The 19556-nt window shown below is 57.3% G+C and carries 15 protein-coding genes; 13 read left to right on the top strand and 2 right to left on the bottom strand.

Annotated elements, in window-relative coordinates:
• Nucleotides 1-421: 421 nt before the first annotated feature.
• Nucleotides 422-1933 (top strand): YchO/YchP family invasin, encoded by a 1512-nt coding sequence (locus ACJ8IN_RS01295; protein WP_080377032.1) that lies wholly within the window; start codon nucleotides 422-424, stop codon nucleotides 1931-1933.
• Here ACJ8IN_RS01295 and narL read toward each other — a convergent pair.
• Entirely contained in the window at nucleotides 1930-2580 is a 651-nt protein-coding gene (gene narL, locus ACJ8IN_RS01290; protein WP_016927346.1) for a two-component system response regulator NarL, read from the bottom strand. The two genes, ACJ8IN_RS01295 and narL, sit on opposite strands and share 4 nt — an antisense overlap.
• Nucleotides 2581-2590: 10 nt before the next feature.
• Entirely contained in the window at nucleotides 2591-4375 is a 1785-nt protein-coding gene (gene narX, locus ACJ8IN_RS01285) for a nitrate/nitrite two-component system sensor histidine kinase NarX (protein ID WP_308325818.1), read from the bottom strand.
• Between the two features lie 351 nt (nucleotides 4376-4726).
• Here narX and ACJ8IN_RS01280 point away from each other — a divergent pair, with 351 nt between their 5' ends.
• The 12 genes from ACJ8IN_RS01280 to ACJ8IN_RS01225 all read left to right on the top strand — a co-directional run bounded on the left by ACJ8IN_RS01280 (nucleotide 4727) and on the right by ACJ8IN_RS01225 (nucleotide 19556).
• Nucleotides 4727-6121: a NarK family nitrate/nitrite MFS transporter gene (locus ACJ8IN_RS01280; protein WP_047571564.1), complete on the top strand. Its 1395-nt coding sequence runs from the start codon at nucleotides 4727-4729 to the stop codon at nucleotides 6119-6121.
• 771 nt (nucleotides 6122-6892) lie between these two features.
• The gene (locus tag ACJ8IN_RS01275) at nucleotides 6893-7792 is read left to right on the top strand and encodes a winged helix-turn-helix domain-containing protein (protein ID WP_033653666.1); all 900 of its coding nucleotides are present in this window, start codon (nucleotides 6893-6895) and stop codon (nucleotides 7790-7792) included.
• Nucleotides 7793-7972: 180 nt separating this feature from the next.
• The gene (locus tag ACJ8IN_RS01270) at nucleotides 7973-8935 is read left to right on the top strand and encodes an NAD-dependent epimerase/dehydratase family protein (RefSeq protein WP_308325817.1); all 963 of its coding nucleotides are present in this window, start codon (nucleotides 7973-7975) and stop codon (nucleotides 8933-8935) included.
• Between the two features lie 174 nt (nucleotides 8936-9109).
• Nucleotides 9110-10159: a UDP-N-acetylglucosamine--undecaprenyl-phosphate N-acetylglucosaminephosphotransferase gene (gene wecA / locus ACJ8IN_RS01265; protein ID WP_033647732.1), complete on the top strand. Its 1050-nt coding sequence runs from the start codon at nucleotides 9110-9112 to the stop codon at nucleotides 10157-10159.
• A gap of 45 nt (nucleotides 10160-10204) precedes the next feature.
• Nucleotides 10205-11338, top strand: coding sequence for a polysaccharide export protein (locus ACJ8IN_RS01260; protein ID WP_033647730.1), 1134 nt, complete (start codon nucleotides 10205-10207; stop codon nucleotides 11336-11338).
• Nucleotides 11339-11365: 27 nt separating this feature from the next.
• Nucleotides 11366-13546 carry a polysaccharide biosynthesis tyrosine autokinase gene (locus ACJ8IN_RS01255; RefSeq protein ID WP_308325816.1) on the top strand — a complete coding sequence of 727 codons (2181 nt, stop codon included), beginning with the start codon at nucleotides 11366-11368 and terminating at the stop codon, nucleotides 13544-13546.
• A 4-nt stretch (nucleotides 13547-13550) separates the two neighbouring features.
• On the top strand, nucleotides 13551-14849 hold the full coding sequence (locus ACJ8IN_RS01250) for a flippase (RefSeq protein ID WP_039565578.1): 1299 nt from the start codon (nucleotides 13551-13553) through the stop codon (nucleotides 14847-14849).
• Nucleotides 14830-15678 (top strand): ATP-grasp fold amidoligase family protein, encoded by an 849-nt coding sequence (locus tag ACJ8IN_RS01245; protein ID WP_033647726.1) that lies wholly within the window; start codon nucleotides 14830-14832, stop codon nucleotides 15676-15678. Before ACJ8IN_RS01250 ends, ACJ8IN_RS01245 begins: the two co-directional genes overlap by 20 nt.
• A gap of 6 nt (nucleotides 15679-15684) precedes the next feature.
• Complete coding sequence (locus tag ACJ8IN_RS01240) at nucleotides 15685-16839, top strand: hypothetical protein (protein WP_049234809.1); 1155 nt, start codon at nucleotides 15685-15687, stop codon at nucleotides 16837-16839.
• A gap of 3 nt (nucleotides 16840-16842) precedes the next feature.
• On the top strand, nucleotides 16843-17748 hold the full coding sequence (locus ACJ8IN_RS01235; RefSeq protein ID WP_033647723.1) for a glycosyltransferase family 2 protein: 906 nt from the start codon (nucleotides 16843-16845) through the stop codon (nucleotides 17746-17748).
• Between the two features lies 1 nt (nucleotide 17749).
• Nucleotides 17750-18805 (top strand): glycosyltransferase family 4 protein, encoded by a 1056-nt coding sequence (locus tag ACJ8IN_RS01230; RefSeq protein ID WP_308325814.1) that lies wholly within the window; start codon nucleotides 17750-17752, stop codon nucleotides 18803-18805.
• A 7-nt stretch (nucleotides 18806-18812) separates the two neighbouring features.
• Nucleotides 18813-19556, top strand: coding sequence for a glycosyltransferase family 2 protein (locus ACJ8IN_RS01225; RefSeq protein WP_033634927.1), 744 nt, complete (start codon nucleotides 18813-18815; stop codon nucleotides 19554-19556).

Raw genomic sequence — 19556 nt, 5'->3', positions numbered from 1 at the left:
CGTCAGTCGTGAAACAGATGTTTAAAATAACGGCAAAATGCGTATTTCATCGGAGTGAAATGCGGTGGATTGTGAGAAATGCGCAGTCGTGCGCATCGCCACTTTAGGTATTGCAGAGTGATACAATGCCATGCGCGGTGGCGCGCAGCAGTGGGTTGCTGCGCTTTTTATCGGCAAAATCGGCGCTAAAAGGGTGTGAATTCACCTGGCGGCCGGAATGGAGCGGCCAATGGCGTAAGTGACGGCGTCACTGAGAGGTGATTGGGGTTTATCCTATTGTTTCTGCTCGTCAAGCCGTTAGGCTTTAAGGGAGAGGCGCCCCGACAGGCCGGGACGTAAGGTTTTTCAGATCTGCCGCGGGAAAGGCGGCAGCAAAGTAGTGGGTTGGCATGCTCCAGGAGGGAGGGAGGCCAACGGTGTCATGAAAGACGAAATTCAGGCTGGACTCATCAAAATCAAAAAACGACTCTGGCGCCGCCGCCGGGCGGCCTGGCTGGCCGGGCCGCTGGTGTGGCTGGCCGGCGCGGCGCCCGTGTGCGCCGAATCCCCGCCGGCGCCGGACGCCGTTATTTCTTCCGAACGGCAAGCCGCGGATCCGGCCGAGAGTTTGCCGGAGCTGGGCGGTGCGCCCGACGATGCCGCGCGCGAGAAGCAGTGGGCCGAGATGGCCAAGCAGTTTGGCGAAAAAGATCTGAATAACGTTTCCCGTCAGCAGATGCGCAGCCGCGCCGAGGATTACCTGCTCGGCCAGGCGGCCGACACGCTGCAGCAACAAGCGCAGGAGCTGTTGTCGCCGCTGGGCACCGCCCGGCTATCGCTGAAAATGACCGGTGAGGGGGACTTTACCGGCAGCAACGGGCAGTTATTCAGCCCGCTGTACGACGTCGACGGATTGCTGACCTACAGCCAGATCGGCTGGCTGCAGCAAAGCGCCGGGGCGCTCGGCAATTTTGCGCTGGGGCAGCGCTGGATCGTCGGCGACTGGCTGCTGGGTTACAACACGGCGCTCGACAGCGATTTCGCCCGGCAGCGCAATCGCGGCAGCGTCGGCGCGGAAGCCTGGGGAGACTACCTGCGTTTCTCCACCAACTATTACTACCCGCTGTCGGCGCTGGCGCAACAGCCCGGCGATGGCGTGTTTTTCAGCCGTCCGGCGCGCGGTTACGACATCACGACGCAAGGCTATCTGCCGTTTTATCGCCAGATCGGCGGTTCGCTCAGCTATGAGCAGTATCTGGGCGATAATGTCGATCTGTTTGGCAGCGGCAAAAAACAAAACGATCCGCGCGCGATGCAGCTGGGGCTCAATTACACGCCGGTACCGCTGGTGACGATGAAGGCGCTGCATAAGATTGGCGCGGGCGGGCAGAGCCAGGATCAGGTCGAACTGGCGCTGAGTTATCGGCTCGGGGTGCCGCTGGCGAAGCAGATTTCGCCGGAGTATGTGGCGCAGGCCAAGTCGCTGCGCGGCAGCCGCTACGATCCAATCGAACGCAAGAACGTGCCGGTGCTGGAGTTCCGCCAGCGCAAAACGCTGCAGGTGTTCCTGGCCACGCCGCCGTGGAGTCTGCAGGCCGGGGAAACCGTGCCGCTGGTGCTGGAAATCAAGGCGTTGAACGGCATCGCTCACGTCAGTTGGCAGGGGGATACGCAGGCGCTGAGCCTGACGCCGCCGCACAACGCCAACGATCCGCAGGGCTGGACGGCGATCGTGCCGCCGTGGGACGACGCGCCGGGCGCTGCCAACAGCTACCGGCTGTCGGTCACGCTGGAGGACGAAAAGCAGCAGCGCGTGACGTCCAACTGGATAGAGCTGAAAGTGGCGCCGCCGCTGACGGCGACCGCCGGCGATGACGCGGGCCTGCTGCCGATCAAAACCCTGACGCCGCCGCCGATCCCGGCGCAAACCGGGCCGCTGTACGGCGGCGATTAACCGTTTTTACCCTGCAGCACCCACACCGCGGCCTCGACGCGGGATTTTAGCTTCATCTTTTTCAGCAAGTGTTTGACGTGCACCTTGACGGTGCTCTCGGTGATGGTCAGGCGGCGGGCGATCAGCTTGTTCGGCAGCCCCTGGGCGATCAGCTTCAGGATATCCCGCTCGCGCGGCGTCAATTGCTGAATATCGCGATCGGCGCTGGGGCGGTTTTCCCGCAGGCTGGCGGCGAGGATCGGCGTCAGCGTTTCGCTCAGCACCATCTGCCCGGCCGCCGCCTGATGCAGCGCCTTCAGCAGATCCTCCGGCTCCATGTCTTTCAACAGATAGCCGTCGGCGCCGCGTTTGAGCGCGCTGACGACGTCGTCTTCATGGTTGGACACGCTGAACACCACGACGCGCCCCGAGAGGTCGGTCTGGCGCAGGCGATCCAGCGTTTCCAGCCCGTTGATGCCGGGCATGTTCAGGTCGAGCAGGATCAGATCCGGATCGTGCTGCTCCGCCAGCGTGACCCCTTGTTCACCGTTGCTGGCTTCGGCGATGACCTGCAGGCGGGCGTCCATGCCAATCAGCTGTTTTACGCCGTTGCGCAGCATCGGGTGGTCGTCTATCAGTAAGATTGTGGCGGCGGTTTCTGTCGTCATGGTGTCTCCGTTAGTCGATGGCGTGGTTATCCGGCGTGAATCTGACCCGCACCTCGGTGCCGCCGCCGCTGCGCGGTAAAATATCGCAGCGGCCATGCAGGCTCTTGGCGCGATCGCGCATGATGATCAAGCCGTAATGGTCGGGGCGAGACGTCTCGGCCGGCAGGCCGCGTCCGTTGTCGCATACGCTCAGGGTCACTTCGCCCCGCTTGTTGATGACCTGAATGCTCACCTCGCTGGCGGCGGCATGCTTAAGGATGTTGCTGAGCGCCTCGCGGGCGATCTGCAGCAGGTGAATGGCCTGGTAAGCCGGCACCGTGCGTGGCCCCAGTTGGTAATCGAGGCTGATGGTCAGGCCCAGTTTGGGATTGAACTCCGCCACCGTCGATTGCAGCGCCGCCAGCAGGCCCGGTTCGGTCAGTTGCAGGCGGAAGGTGGTCAGCAGCTCGCGCAGCTGGCGATAAGCGCCGTTCAGCTCTTCGCGCATCTGCTGCACCAGCGCCTGGCTGGCGGAAGAGAGCGTTTCGCCCTGCATCTGCAGGCAGGCGATTTGCATTTTCAGACAGGAAAGCGATTGGGCGATGGAGTCGTGCAGCTCGCGGGCGATCGCTGCCCGTTCTTCCATCAGCATCAGCTGCTGCTGATGGTCGACCTGACGCTCGATGGCCAGCACGCTGGTCAGCTGCTCCACCAGGGTGTTGATCAGCTGGCGGTGCTCATCGTTCAGCGGCTGTTGCGGCGCATGCTGCGCCACGATCACGCCGTAGTCGCCGAGCTTGTCGCTCAGGCTCCAGCTCAGCGACGGATTGTCGGGATGCTGGCGGTCGCTGTCGTTCAGGCAGGCGCTGCACACCGGGTTATGGCAATGCTCCGGCCGCAGCGGCTGGTTGCCGCTCAGTTGCAGCAGCGGTTCCCGGCTGTCGTTCTCATACAGTCGCACCTGAATGGCGCGCAGCGGCGTCAGGGTTTGCAGCTGGTTGAGCAGCGGCGTCAGGCGGCTGCACAGCGGCTCGCTGGCGTGCAGCAGGCGGCTGGCGCGATAAAGGAAGCTCAGCACCTGATTCTTTTGCTGCAGGTCCGCGGTCTTCTCGGCCACGCGCTGCTCCAGCCCGCTGTAGGTGGCCGACAGTTCGTCAGACATGGTGTTCAACGCGCCGCCGAGCGACGCCATTTCATCCTGGTGCCCGCGCTGCGCGAAGCGGCGGCTAAAATCGCCGCGGCCCACCGCCAACGCCATCTCCACCAGCTGTCGCCACGGATGCAGCAACCGGCGGCGCAGGTAGCAGGTGGTGCCGATCAGCAGCAGCAGGGTCAGCGCGATGAAGCCGGCCTGCACCAGCGTCACCATCAGCAGGCGGCGCTCGGTTTGCCTGTCGATATCCGACACCAGCTTATCCAGCAGCTGCACGAAGTGCGCCACTTGCGGCGCGGCGTCGGCCGGGCGCTGCGCGCTGCGCAGGCGTGGTTGCAGGGTCTGTTGCCAGTAGTCGCGCAAGGCGTCGAAAGGTTGCGTCAACCCTTCCTGCTCCACCGAGCGCTGCAGGTCGGGGCTGTTTTCGTCGCGCTCCAGTTCGCGAATCAACGCTTCATGCCGTTCATCCAGCGGCACCTGCGCCAGCAAGCGGTAGCTTTGCATACGCAGTGAGCCGGCCTTGTTGATGGCGTGCGCATTGCCCTGAATGCTTTGCGACATCCAGGCGGAAATCCCCATGCCGGCCACGCCCAGAATGCCCGACAGCAACATCAGCAGGGCGACCTGATTCACGATCGAAAGCGGGGCCAACAGGCGTTTCATAAGCGCGGGTTCCTGGCATTTGGCGCCGCTGAAACTCAGGGGGAGAAGGCGGCGACGGGGTAAACAAGTCACGATTCAGCCGTATTTTTGATTATCCCTGAGCATAACCCCATACCTCGAATGAAGTACCCATTAGTTTCCGGCGGGACGGTGAAGCGGTGAGAGTAGCGGTGTGATTTTTTCTAATTCGTTGATTTAAATTGATTTAATTTTTATTCGGGGCGTACCCCTAAGGGGATGAAGGCGCTATTTATGCCGCCAACTACTTGCATTCGGGTTGATATACATCAACTTTGCCGCCGGGGCCGCCCCCTAGGGTGTGCAGAATGATCCCCCGTGTCTGAGGTTTTTATGTCGCAACTTGCAACGCCTTCATCAAAGAAAACCGGTGCGCTGATTCAGGACTGGCGTCCTGAAGACAGCGCCTTTTGGCAGCAGCGTGGCCATCGCATCGCCACCCGCAACCTGTGGATTTCCATTCCCTGCCTGCTGCTGGCCTTCTGCGTCTGGATGCTGTTCAGCGCCGTCGCGGTCAACCTGAACAAGGTGGGCTTCAACTTCACCACCGACCAACTGTTCCTCCTGACGGCGCTGCCGTCGGTGTCGGGCGCTATTTTACGCGTGCCGTATTCATTCGTGATCCCGCTGTTTGGCGGCCGTCGCTGGACCGCCATCAGCACCTGCTTCCTGCTGGTGCCGTGCTTGTGGCTGGGGTTCGCGGTGCAAGACAGCAGCACGCCGTACAGCGTGTTCGTCATCATTTCCCTGCTGTGCGGCTTCGCCGGCGCCAACTTTGCCTCCAGCATGGCCAACATCAGCTTCTTCTTCCCGAAAGCGCGTCAGGGCGGCGCGTTAGGGCTCAACGGCGGGTTGGGAAATCTGGGCGTCAGCGTCATGCAGCTGGTCGCGCCGCTGGCAATTTCTTTCAGCCTGTTCGGCCTGTTTGGCGGCACGGCGCAAAATCAGGCGGAGGGGGGGCAGCTGTGGCTGGAAAACGCCGCTTGGGTCTGGGTGCCTTTCCTGCTGGTTGCCACCCTGGCGGCTTGGTTCGGCATGAACGATCTGGCGGCGGCCAAGGCCTCGCTGCGCCAGCAACTGCCGGTGCTCAAACGTGGGCATTTGTGGATGCTGAGTTTGCTGTATCTTGCGACCTTCGGTTCTTTCATCGGTTTCTCCGCCGGTTTCGCCATGCTGTCGAAGACGCAATTCCCGGACATCGTGATCCTGCATTACGCATTCTTCGGCCCGTTCCTCGGTGCGCTGGCGCGGCCGGTCGGCGGCGCGCTGTCTGACCGTTTCGGCGGCGTGCGGGTGACGCTGATCAACTTTGTGGTGATGGCCGTATTCGCCGCGCTGCTGTTCCTGACCTTGCCGACGGCGGGTGAGGGCGGTTCGTTCATCGCCTTCTACGGCATCTTTATGGTGCTGTTCCTCACTGCGGGGCTGGGCAGCGGGTCGACTTTCCAAATGATCGCCGTCATTTTCCGTAAAATCACTGTCGATCGTGTGAAAGCGGCCGGCGGCAGCGACGAGAGCGCGCAGCGTGAAGCGGTGACGGACTCCGCCGCCGCATTGGGCTTTATCTCGGCGATCGGCGCCGCCGGCGGCTTCTTCATTCCCCAGGCATTCGGCACCTCGCTGGCGTTGACCGGTTCGCCGGCGGGGGCAATGAAAGTATTCCTGGTGTTCTATATCTTGTGCGTGGTGATCACCTGGGCGGTGTATGGCCGCAAGAAAAAATCCTGAGTATCAAACGTCTTTCTCAATCCCTCCCGGCAGGGGAGGGATATTTCGCTCATTCCGAGTCATCTCTCCTCGCCTCCTCAGTGAAATTTTCTGTCTTTAGGTAAAATTCTCATCTCCGCTTGCCGTTTTTTTCTTTTTTTATAGCACTATCTCTCAATGTGGGAATATTTTCGCCAAAACGGATTATATTATTTGTACGTTTTTTCCGTTTTATTGAGAGTATTCTTACATTAAGGCGTTAATATCTTTCCGCAGATTAAATGAAATTTCCGGGACGGTAAGGCATAATTAGTGCGATTGTTATAAAATCAGTAATAGGATTTTGTCATAGATGCTGCACGCACTGAGTGGAATGTGTAACGGGGTTAAATCAGATAACTCTCATTCTGTTTCTTCCGGCTTTTTGTAGTCTATCTGACAATCAGATTAGGTGGAAAAACACAATGAATTCACGGGTAAGAATGAAATTTCACAATTTTATTCGATTAACAATCTAACAACACCGCTAGTTTTTTCTTTTTAAATCAATGAGGTGATCATTTGAATTTTACGGTAGCCATGAAAGAAATCCATGTTGCCAGCAGGGAAAAAGAGTCATTTGGGTAAACGGAACATCCTTAATAAGGCCTAATGTAAAAAATGAAATCAGAAAATTTTTATAAAGGCCAATATCCGATGAATGCAACCTGTTGAGTTTACATTTAATTTCTTGAACATTTTTTGATATTTCTATACAAAGTGTGCAGGACAGGCACGCTAAGGAAATTAAAAGTGAATCTTGATAAAAGAATAAAGATTAGGAATCTCGATGTTCTGACTCCTGCCGGGGAGAAATTTCGTCTGCGTTGGAAGGAGTATCAAATTCTTTCGCTGCTTGTCGCCAGATCGCCAGAGCTGGTTACACGAACGGAAATTATAGAAAATATCTGGAAAGGAACTTACTGCTCAGATTCAACGATAAATCAAACAATTAAATCTATTCGCCAAAAAATTAGCGACACGGAACATACGCTTATCAGAACCATTCCCCGTTTGGGTTACAAGGTGGAAAATCAAGCGGCTTTTCACTTTATATCCGAGGATGAGGGCTACGCTGATGATGATATATTAAATGGCGATGAAAATATTGGCGTTGATATTCAAGCGGAACTTTCTGAAAATGAAAGTGAGTCGTCTGAAACAAACGATGAAAAAATAGATAAGCCGCGTAAATCGACGCTGGTTGCTGCGCCTGTTGCAACGGTAGAGTCAGCCCACGAACCCACGCGTGAAAAAAAGTCGACGACGGTGCGGCGCTTTTTCAGCATGCCCGCCAGCCGCGTAGTGAAATATCTGACGGTATTCGCTTCGTTGCTGGTTATTTCACATTTTTCATATGTGCTCGGCAACCAAACTCGTCCACCGGTGATCAATGATATTCAGAACAACACGCGCGTGGTGTTGACGCTGACGCTGAATAATCCCCATACCAACAGCCCGCAAACCCTGCTCTGCCTGTACCAGGGCGAGAGCATGGAGCAGGCGACCATCGAATGTGTCGACCCCAAGCAAGGGCAGCTTAAGTTGCCGGTAAAATATGAGACTTCTTCTACGCCGGGTAAAGGTCGGATTAATCTCATATTGCCGAACAAAACCTTGCAATATCAAGTTGCTTACGATGTTAAAAATTAGCGCTGAATGATGTTTTATCTTTAGCGATAATTTTACATTTGATGAAATCTTTTATTTCATTATTTGTTATTTGAAAGCCAGGTTCGATTTGTCCAGTCTGGAACTCATTACCTAACGCATATTAGCGTCCTGTTTCCATCGAGGTGACAGGAATAATGAGAACCTGCTGAGTGACAAATTATGGATAAGCGTAAAGTAGCTATTATCGGGGGTTCCGGTTTTATCGGAACACGCCTGGCAAAACGTCTCAGTGCGCGCGATGATCTGACGTTGGTCATCGTTGACAAGCAACCCAGCGCGCATTTTCCGGCGCTCTATCAGTATGGCGACGTGACGCAGCCCCAGACCCTGCAAGAACCGCTGGCGGGCTGTGAAGCCATCATTAATCTGGCGGCGGAGCATCAGGACAACGTCGATCCTATTTCGCTCTATTATCAGGTCAATGTCGAAGGCGCACGCCATGTCTGCATGACCGCCTCCGCCTTGAATATCCGCCAAATCATTTTCACTTCCTCGGTGGCCGTTTACGGGTTCGTCGAGCAGGAAACCGATGAAGGGGGACGTTTCGATCCCTTCAACCATTACGGCAAGTCCAAGCTCGAAGCGGAATACGTTTATGAAGCGTGGCGCAAGGCGGATAGCGCAAACAAATTGACCATCATCCGCCCGACGGTGGTATTCGGTGAAGGCAACCGCGGCAATGTGTATAACCTGTTCCGCCAGATCGCCAGCGGCCGATTCGTGATGATTGGCAGCGGCAATAATATGAAGTCGATGGCTTACGTTGAGAATATTGCCGCGCGGCTGGAACATGCGTTGGACCAGCAGTCAAGTTATCAGGTCAGCAACTACGTCGATAAACCGGACTTTACGATGAATCAATTGGTCGACGTTATTTCCTCCTCGCTGGGCAGAGAAAATAAGACGATTCGCATTCCTTATGTGGTGGGCATATGCGGGGCGACCGCATTGGATGTCGTGAGTAAAATAAGTCGTAAAAAATTCCCAATCAGCCGCGTCAGAGTGCAGAAATTCTGCGCCAGAACGCAATTTAAAAGTAATGTGCAAAATAATTTCGTGGCGCCGGTTGAACTTGATTCGGCAATCGAAAGAACCATTAAACATGAGTTTTCTGATAGATAACTTAACCGCACGCTGACGTTATTTACGTATTTCCGCCGACAAGCGGATAAATCTGTATTTTTCAGGATTAACTCATGCTGACTTATATCCTGGCCGGATCAATTTTGTTTTTGTTAATAGCGCATTGGGAGCTGTAACTCAAGGGCGGTAGCGTGCTTATTCGCTGGAGGAACGATGTTATATCAACTGAGCGTGATATTTGTGCTGGCGGTCGCCTGGGTGCTTATTGCCCGCCGGGCCGCCTTGACGGTGGGATTGGTGGATAAGCCCAATGCGCGCAAGCAACATCTGGGACATATTCCGCTGGTCGGCGGCATCGCCGTATACCTGACGCTGATGCTGATGACGCTGTGGCAACCCGCCTGGCTGCCCGACAGCACCGTCTATCTGCTGTGCATTACGGCGCTGGTGGTATTGGGCGTGCTGGATGACCGCTTTGATCTGCCCGTGGCGCCGCGCGTCATGGTGCAGGGAGGGATCGCGCTGGCGATGATGCTGGCGGCAGGGATGCAGCTTTCCTCATTGGGCTATGTCTGGGGGCATCAGGAAGTGATGCTCGGCTATGGCGCGTTGCTGCTTACGCCGCTGGCGGTATGGGGAGCGATCAACGCCTACAACATGGTGGATGGCATCGACGGGCAACTGGGCGCTTTGTCCTGCGTTACCTTCGTTGCATTGGCCATCGTGTTCGGATTGGGCGGCCGGGAAGATCTGGCGCTGTGGTGCCTGGGCCTGATCGCTGCGCTGGCGGCTTATCTGCTGTTCAACCTGAGCCTGTTCGGCGCGCGCAACAAGATCTTTATGGGGGACGCCGGCAGCATGGTGATCGGCTTCAGCGTGCTGTGGCTGGTGTTGCTGGCGACTCAGGGGCCGCAGGCGGTAATGCGCCCGGTCACCGCGCTGTGGCTGATCGCCATTCCGCTGATGGACATGGTGACCGTGATGGTGCGCCGCCTGTTGCGCCGCCAAAGCCCCTTCAAAGCGGGCCGCGATCATTTGCACCACATTCTGATGCGTCGCGGGCTCAATGCGCGCCAGGCGCTGGCGATGAGCACCATGCTGGCGGTGACGCTGGCCTGCGTCGGCATTTGCAGCGAAGTGCTGCAGCTGCAGGAAAGCCTGATGCTGGTGGCGTTTCTGTTTTGTTTCTGCGGTTATTTCGCCATGTTGCGCGAACCGCGTCAGGCGACGGTGTTCAGCGATAATCCGACCGTCGGCCGTTAATCCCCTCACGGGCTGCGGCAGCAGCCCGCTTATCACGGTACTTCCATGAATTTTCATTTGCCTCTTTTGATGCCGTTGGCCTTCACCTCCGCGTTGTTGAGCGGGTGTACGGTGGTCCCCGGCTCACATTTACCGACCAGCGGAAAAGCCATCGTCGTGCAGCAGGACGACGATTTCGATTTGAATGACCAGGTGCAGGTTTACCGCATGTCGCCGATGCTGCTGCAGAAAATGCGGCGCGTAGAACCGGTCGCCCGGCCGAATCCGGCGCTGGATCAGCGGTTGCAGAACTATCAATACCGCATCGGCGTCGGCGACGTGTTGAACGTCACCGTCTGGGATCACCCCGAGTTGACCACGCCGGCCGGGCAGTACCGCAGCGCCAGCGATACCGGCAACTGGGTGCATGCAGATGGCACGATCTTTTATCCCTATATCGGGCGAGTGGCGGTGGTGGGCAAGACCGTCACCGAAGTGCGCAGCCTGATCGCCGGCCGTTTGGCGCAGTACGTGGAAAGCCCGCAGGTGGACGTCAGCATCGCCGCTTTTCGTTCGCAGAAGGCCTACGTGACCGGCGAAGTGAAAACCTCCGGCCAACAGGCGATCACCAACGTGCCGTTGACCATTCTGGACGCGATCAACGCCGCCGGCGGCCTGACGGACAACGCCGACTGGCGCAACGTGGTGCTGACCCATCAGGGCAAAGAGCGGGCTATTTCGCTGCAGGCGCTGATGCAGCGTGGCGACATCAGCCAGAACGCGCTGCTGCAGCCGGGCGACATCCTCTACATCCCGCGCAATGACGAATTGAAAGTGTTCGTGATGGGCGAGGTGGGCAAGCAAGCGACGCTGAAGATGGATCGCAGCGGCATGACCCTGACCGAAGCCCTCGGATCTTCCGAAGGGATCAGCCAGACGGTGGCGGATGCGACCGGGGTGTTCGTGATCCGGCCGAGCGGCGGTAAAACGCCGCAGCGGCTGGCGACGCTGTATCAGTTCGATCTCTCCGACGCCAGCGCGCTGGCGATGGGCGCTGAATTTCAGCTGCAACCTTACGACGTCGTGTACGTCACTGCGGCGCCGATCGCGCGCTGGAACCGTTTGATCAGCCAGCTGGTGCCGACCATCAGCAGCTTTAACGATCTCAGCGAGGCTACCTTGCGCGTGCGCAACTGGTAACTCCGCAGGGTGAATAAGGAACAGAAGATGAAAAACAATGCGCTGTCCGTGATGGTGGCCGAACAAGATGAAAAGCTGGAGTGGGAGCGGCTGATCGGGCCGCTGTGGGATAACCGTTGGCGGATCGCCGTCGTGACCGGTTTGGCCGGCGTACTGGGCGTCGCCTACGCCCTGTTGGCCACCCCGGTGTATCAGGCCACGGCGGTGGTGCAGGTGGAGAAGCAGCTGTCCGGCGATTCGCTGCTGCGTGAAACGCTGGACAGCACGATGGGGCAAAGCTCGGCGACGCAGGATGAGGTGACGCTGGCCAAGTCACGCTACGTGCTCGGCAAAACGGTGGACGCCCTCGGCCTGACGGTGCGCGTCAGCCCGGACTATTTCCCGGTGTTCGGCAAAGGCCTTGCCCGGCTGAGCGGTGAAAAGCCGCCGGTGCTGAACATCACCACGCTGACGACGCCGTCGGACATGCAGGGCGAAGCGCTGACGCTGACGGTGCGCGACGGGCAGCATTACGAATTGAGCCATGACGGCGACAAACTGTTCAGCGGCGTGGTCGGGCAGCCGGTGGCGCAGGGCGGTTGGAACATGACCGTCTCGGCGCTGGACGCGGCGCCGGGCGCCAGCTTTACCGTGGTCAAAGTCGCGCGTCAAGAAGCGGTGGACGATCTGCGCAAATACCTGGACGTGGTACCGGGCGGCAAGGACAGCGGCATCATGGCCTTTACGCTGCCGAGCGAAGATCCGCAGAGCGCCGAGGCGATGCTGAAGAACATCACCGACAACTACCTGCAACAGAACGTGGATCGCAAAACGGAAGAGGCGCAGCGCATGCTGGCGTTCCTGCAAGAGCAATTGCCGCAAACGCAAACCTCGCTGAACAATGCCGAAACCCAGCTCAATCAGTTCCGCCAGCAAAACGACTCGGTGGATCTGTCGCTGGAAGCCAAATCGGTGCTGGATACTCAGGTGCAGCTCGAAGCCCAGCTCAATGAGCTGACCTTCAAGGAAGCGGAGATCTCCAAGCTCTATACCCGCGCGCACCCGGCTTACCGGGCGCTGCTGGAAAAGCGCGCCACGCTGGAGGCGGAAAAGGCGCGGCTGGGTAAACAGGTGCAGACGCTGCCGAAAATGCAGCAGGAGATCCTGCGCCTCACCCGCGACGTGCAGGTGGATCAGCAGGTTTACATGCAGCTGATGAACAAGCAGCAGGAGCTGAGCATCAGCAAGGCCGGCACGGTGGGCAACGTTCGCATCATCGACGAAGCGGAAACCGCTATCCGGCCGATTAAGCCGCAGAAGATGCTGATCGTCTTGTTGGCGCTGCTGCTGGGGGCGGGAGGCGCCGCCTCGGTGGTGCTGCTGCGCGCGGCTTTCCATCGCGGCATCAATGATATCGATACCCTGGAGAAGCGGGGCATCAACGTCTACGCCACGGTGCCGCTGTCGCCGTGGCAGGTCAAGCGCAACCGCGAGCAGCGTCATTTGCTGCCCAAATCCGGCGGCCGGCGCTTGCCGATCCTGGCGGTGGCCGAACCGACGGATCTGTCGGTGGAAGCGATCCGCAGCCTGCGCACCAGCCTGCATTTCGCCATGATGGAGGCCAAAAACAACATTCTGATGGTCTCCGGCGCCAGCCCGGAAAGCGGCAAGAGCTTTACCAGCACCAACCTGGCGGTGGTGGTGGCGCAGGCCGGGCAGCGGGTGCTGTTGATCGACGCCGATATGCGCAAAGGCTTCCTGCACCGCTGGTTGGCGGATGATGGGCATCAGGGCCTGTCCGACATGCTGGTGGGCAACGTGACGGCGGAACAGGCGGTGCGGAAAACCGCCATCGCCAACCTGGACTTCGTGCCGCGCGGCCAGGTGCCGCCGAACCCGTCCGAACTGCTGATGCACCGCCGTTTCGCCGATTTTCTGCGCTGGGCCGGGCAAAACTACGATCTGGTGCTGATCGACACGCCGCCGATTCTGGCGGTGACGGACGCGGCGATCGTCGGCAATCACGCGGGCACCTCGCTGCTGGTGGTGCGCTTTGAGGTGAATACCGTCAAGCAGATCGAAACCAGCATGCGCCGCTTCGAACAGAATGGGGTGACGATCAAGGGCGTGATCCTCAACGGCATGGTGAAGAAGGCGGCAACCGACATGAGCTATTACAACTTCGCCTACCCAAGCCATCGGGAAGAGCTCCCGCAGGCAGGGGAGTAAGCGGGTGAAGGCCATTATCACCAATGCCCTGTGGCTGATGCTCGAACGCGTTTCGCTCAGCCTGTCCGGCATCTTCGTCTCCATTTACGTTGCGCGCTATCTGGGGCCCGCGCAGTTTGGCGCGCTCAACTATCTGTTGGCGACGATCGCCATCGTGGTGCCACTGGTGCAGTTGGGCGCCGACAGCATCATTTTCAACCGCGTCGCCCGCCGACAGCCGAGCGGCATTCGCCTGATGCTGGCGTCAATACGCCTGCGCCGCCGGCTGTTCCTGGTGGTGGCGCTGCCGATACTGATATGGAGCTATTTCAGCCAAACGCCCGCCAGCCAACTGATGACGCTGTTGCTGCTTGTCAGCGCCTATTTCTCGATTCAGGACGTGTACAAGATTTATTACGATGCCCGCCTGCAGTCGAAACGCAATACGCTGATCAACAACCTGGCGCTGCTGCTGTCGATCGGGCTGCGGCTGGCGCTGGTGAGCGCCGCGCTGCCGCTGGTGTGGTTCGCGGTACCCTACATCCTCAGCAGCGCCGTGCCTTACCTGGTGCGCCTCTGGTTATTCCGTGGGGAAGCTGCGGCCTCGCCGCGGGTTACGCCGCGCCAGGCCAGGCGCTACGGCCGTTACTTGCTAAAGGTGGGGCTGCCGTTGGCCATCTCCAGCCTGTCGATAGTGATCTATACCCGCATCGATCAAATCATGCTGGGCAATCTGGTCGGCGAGCAGGCGGTAGGCTGGTTCAGCGCCGCCACCACCCTTAGCCAAGGCTGGGTTTTCGTGCCGATGGCGCTGATCACCTCGTTGATGCCGGGCATTGCCAGCTGCCGCGATCCGTTGGAGCAGGAGTACCGTATCCGGGTGCTATATCTGGTGGTCCTGGGCCTGTCGTTGCCGGTGTTGCTGGGCCTGTGGTGGTTCGCCCACCCGGCCATTGCGCTGCTGTACGGCGCCGCTTTCCAACCGGCCGCCAGCATCCTGGCTATCTGTACGCTGACCTCGCTGTTTTCGGTCATGGGGACGGTTTCGTACCGCAGCATCGTGCTGTTCGCCGGCTATCGCTTTATCGCCATCAAGATGCCGTTGGTGGCTGTGGCGAACGTGGTGATGAATCTGCTGCTAATCCCGCGCTATGGCCTGATCGGCGCGGCGGTGTCTACGCTGCTGGCGGAATTCATTTCGTTCTTCGTGCTGAACAGTTTATTCCGTGGCGGAAAAATTACCCGACTGCAGCTGACCTGTTTTTACTGCCTGCCGCGTCTTGTCAGCAAATTAAGGAGAGAGCATGTTAAACATCCTGGTTAAAAACATTTCCAAGCGCCTGCCCGATGCCTGGCACCATCAGGTTAAATACGCGCTCTATTTCAAGAAGCTGCCGCACCTGTCAAAACCGACCGGCTTCAGCGAAAAGATCATGCGCCGCAAAATTTACCCGCGCAGCATCTACACCACCTTGTCGGACAAGTTCAAGGTACGTGAATTTATCGCCGGTCTGTGGGGCGAGGAGTACCTGGTGGAGCTGTATGCGCATGGCACTGAACTCAGCTACGACATGTTCAGGCAATTGCCCAACGCCTTTGTGCTGAAGGCCAACCACGGCAGCGGTTATAACCGGTTGGTGTTCGACAAGCGGCAGGTTAGCTACGCGGAGTTGTACGATCTCAGCAACGCGTGGATGCGCAGCAACTTTTATGAGCAGAGTCGCGAAAAGCATTATCTGGATATCGAACCCTGCATCATGGTGGAGCGCATGTTGCTGGATGGCGAACAGGTGCCGAACGATATCAAGTTTCATTGTTTCAACGACAATCATGAAATTCGCATGTTCATCCAGGTGGATTATCAGCGCTTCGGCACCCATCGGCGCGATATTTTTGATGTCGACTGGAACCGCACCGAAATCCGTATCAGCTTGCCCAATGCCGACGAACCGATGCCGCGCCCTACGCGGCTGGATGAAATGATACGTTTGGCTCGCCAGACGGCGCAGCAGTTCTCTTATGTGCGCGTGGATTTCTACCAGGTCGGCGAGAAGGTGTATTTCGGTGAGTTGACATTTACGCCTGGCGCGGGGCTAAGCAAGCTGATGCCGAAAAACATTGAGCAGGAATGGGGCAGTTATTTTACTGAGTAAACGCTTATGCAAAGAGTCGCCTCCAATTTTCAAATGCATGCCAATGCCGGTTATAATCAGTCGCGGGATTTGATCAATCAATCCATCGTATTGACCTTCCTGCTGATGTTTTTCGTGAAAACCTTCCTGACCTCGGGATCGTTCAACAGCGAGCTGATTAATAAAGCCGTGCTGGGGCTGAATGGCCTGATGTTGCTCTATGTCGGTTATGCATTTTTTATCGCTACGCTGGCGGAAAAGGCGGTTGCGGGTTTTTTGGTTCTGCTGTTTCTTATGAATATTGCCACCGGGCATGGTGATTATCTGTTTGGTGCGGTATTCAGCACGGCGGTGATAATTTTATTTCGTCGTATCGAAATGGGGCGTGGCGCTGAAATGTTTGCCATCACCTTTGTGGTGGCAGGGTTGCTGGTGGTTATTCCCTATACCTTTTACACTGATGGGTTTGTTTACCTTGATGAACGTTATGGCAACAGATTAACGCTGGGGTTCGATAACCCGAATACCCTGGCGTATTATTCTTTTGCCTTGTTCGCCACACTGCTGTGCCTGATCGACCATGCGAAATTAACGCGTGGAATGAAAAATATCGCTTCGTTGGCGGTATCGGCGTTAATTCTCCCGGTGCTGATGTATTCCTATTCTCGCACCTGTTTTATGCTGGCGTTGTTGATGCTGCTGCTGTTTTGGCTGGCGCCGCTGCTGCGTGTCGCCCCCAACAGAAAAGTCTGCATCGCGCTGACGTTGGTCATTGTCGGCTTTCAATTCGCCAGCGTTATACGCTGGGGGAACAATCCGGCATTGGACGTGATCTTGAACCAGGCGCTGACCGGCCGGATCTGGTTCTCCTGGCAGATGTTTCAGGCGGTGGGGCTACCCAATCCGCTGTTCGGCATGAATATAGAGCCGTATAAGCCAGTCGATTTCTTCTTCATCGCCATGTTTTATTCGGCCGGTGGCATCGCCTCTGTCGTCATGCTTTTTTGTTATTTTCACTTGTTGGGCAATATGCGCAGGCTGAGTCGATTCATGCGCTGGGTGGTGGTGGTTTTCCTGTTAACAACCTTGACGGAAACCTATTTTTTGGTCCCGGTATTTAACGTGTCGTTATTGTTGCTTTGCCGTGGAAAAGAAATAATAAATTCTAAGCTGGAGGGTTAAGAAATGGATTTCTCTATCGTGATCCCTATTTATAATAGTTCGCGCTACCTGCCTAAAACGCTGAAGCGAATTTTCAACGCTTGCCAAGGGTTCGACTATCAGGTGATTTTGGTTGATGATTGCTCTGACGAGGATGACATCAAATCTATCCGCCAGATAGCGGCGACCAATAGCAATGTGATGCTGCATGAGAAAAAACAGAAGAGCAATGCGGCGGTATCGCGCAACTTAGGCACCAAGTTAGCGCAATCGGAGATCGTGTTTTTCCTCGACTCCGATGACTACTTCACGACCAACTATATTATTCGCCGCATGAAGAAGCATGAAGATCGCCAGATTGACATTATCTTCGGCAACTATGCGGAGGTGAGCGGCGATTCGGTACGCGACTTCAACTTCCACTACAAATCCGGTTCTTCCGGCGAAGATTTTCTTTTTCTGGAAATGGGCGATATTCGGTCATCCACCATCAGCATGCGTAAAAAAAGCGATCGCCGCTTTTTATTTCCCGAGTTTCTCAATAAGCATCAGGATTGGGGCTTTCTGGTCAACGCCACCAATTTGGGCGCGCAAGTGGCGCATGACGCCGGCGGCGGGGTGTTTCTCGACGTGGGGCGCTACGGGCGCATGACGGCGAAGCTTAATCTGGAGGCCAGCGACCGCTTTATCAATACCTTCCTCAGCCCCAGCGATCGCCATATCAGCGGATTCGCCTGTAAGCATCTGCTGGCCTCGCTGTATTCGGAAAACGCCCAGGCGTTCAATTATTACTCGTCGCGCATCGTGCGGCACAGCCTGAGCGGCAAGTTCAAGATGATCAAATGGTATGGCGATTGTCTGGCGCGGTTGGGGTTGTTCTCGGTTGGCGGCCGGCTGCTGCGCAACGTGCGCCAGGGATTCAGGAGATGACATGCAACCACGCAAGATAATCATCGTTATCGAAAATATGGCGGGCAAGGGCGGTACTGAACGGGTCGCCAGCGGTTTGGCCAATGCGCTGGCGCGTTTGCCGGGTTACGAGGTCGCGGTGTTTTCGCTGTTTGGCGAGCGGAGCTTCTTTCCGCTGGCGAGCGACGTCCGGTTGCGCTGCGGCGGTGGCGATTCGCTGTTCTGGCCGTGGCGGCTGGCGTTCGCGCTGCGGCGTGAACGCGCGGACGTGATCATTACCGTTTCCATGGGGAAACTGTCGGTGGTGATGACGCCTTTCCTGCGTTTGTTCTGTGCCCGCAGCCGGCTGCTGTTGAGTGAGCACGTCAGCTTTCACCAGTATCCGCGCGTATTTAAGTGGCTGAAGTTGCTGGTTTACCGGCTGAGCGATCGCGTGGTTTTCCTGACGCGGCAAGATAGCGACGCCATCGCTCGCTGGGTGGGGGCCGGGAAATGTCGGGTGATCGAGAACGTTTCGCCGTTCCGCGCACAGGCGCCAACGCCGGCGCTGCAGCAAAAGGTGGCGCTGGCGGTGGGGCGCTTGAGCAATCAGAAGGGCTTCGATCGTCTGATCGCGCTGTGGCGAGGGGTGGCGGCGCAGGTGCCGGATTGGCGGCTGCTGATTATTGGCGACGGCCCGGAGCGCGATGCGCTGCTGCGGCAGATTGAAGACGCCGGGCTGGCGCGGCAGGTGAGTCTGCTGCCGGCCACCGCCGACGTGGCGGACTATTATCGCCAGGCCAGCCTGTATTTGATGACCTCTCGCTATGAGGGATTGCCGATGGTGCTGATCGAAGCTATGAGTTTCGGCCTGCCGCTGGTGGCCTACGACTGCAAGACCGGCCCGGCCGAGTTGATAGACGACGGCGTCAACGGCTATCTGGTGCCCGATGACGACGCCGCCGCCTTCAGCGAAGGGGTGATCAAACTGATGCTCGATCCGGGTTTGCGCGAGCACTTTTCTGTCGCCGCGTTAGAGAAGTCTCGCCGTTTTTCTCCCGAACGTATTTATCCCCAGTGGCAACAGCTCACCGAGTGAGGACAAAATGGAAAAGATATCCGTAATCATGCCGGCCTACAATGCCGCGAACTCTATCAAAGAGTCGATTCTAGGCGTGCTGAACCAGCGATTTACCGATTATCACCTGTATGTGATCGATGATGCGTCCACCGACGATACTGCCGAGGTGGTGCGGCCGTTTATCCACGATCGCCTCACCTATATACGCAATGAGCATAATCAGGGCGTGGCGGAAACGCGCAACATCGGCATTGAGGCGGCGAACGGCGACTATATCGCCTTCTGCGACAGCGATGACGTATGGCTCCCCAACAAGCTGTCGCGCCAGGCGAGCATTTTGCAAACCCGCCGCTACGACGTGGTGTGTTCCCATTACTACACCTTCGAAGACGACCTGAAATTGATCAAAAACACCCGTGGCGCGGAAGAGCTTATCGGCTATCAGGACATGTTGAAAAGCAACTGGATCGGCAATCTCACCGGCATCTACAACCAAAAGCGCATCGGCAAGGTGTATCAGCAAAAAGTGGGCCATGAGGACTATTTGATGTGGCTGGCGGTGCTGCAGAAGGCGCGTAACGGCCTGGCCTACTGCATTCCTGAACCGCTGGCCTGTTACCGATTGTCTACCCATTCGCTGTCGGGCAACAAAATCCGCGCCGCTGACTGGCAATGGCGGATTTACCGTCAGCATTTGGGGCTGTCTTATCAGAAATCCTGCTATCTGTTCGCCACCTATCTGTTCAATGCCGTGGTGAAAAGGAAATGA

This window comes from Serratia sp. CY31944, from assembly GCF_052169175.1.
GTDB lineage: Bacteria > Pseudomonadota > Gammaproteobacteria > Enterobacterales > Enterobacteriaceae > Serratia > Serratia sarumanii.
This window is presented reverse-complemented; position numbering and strand designations above follow the sequence as displayed.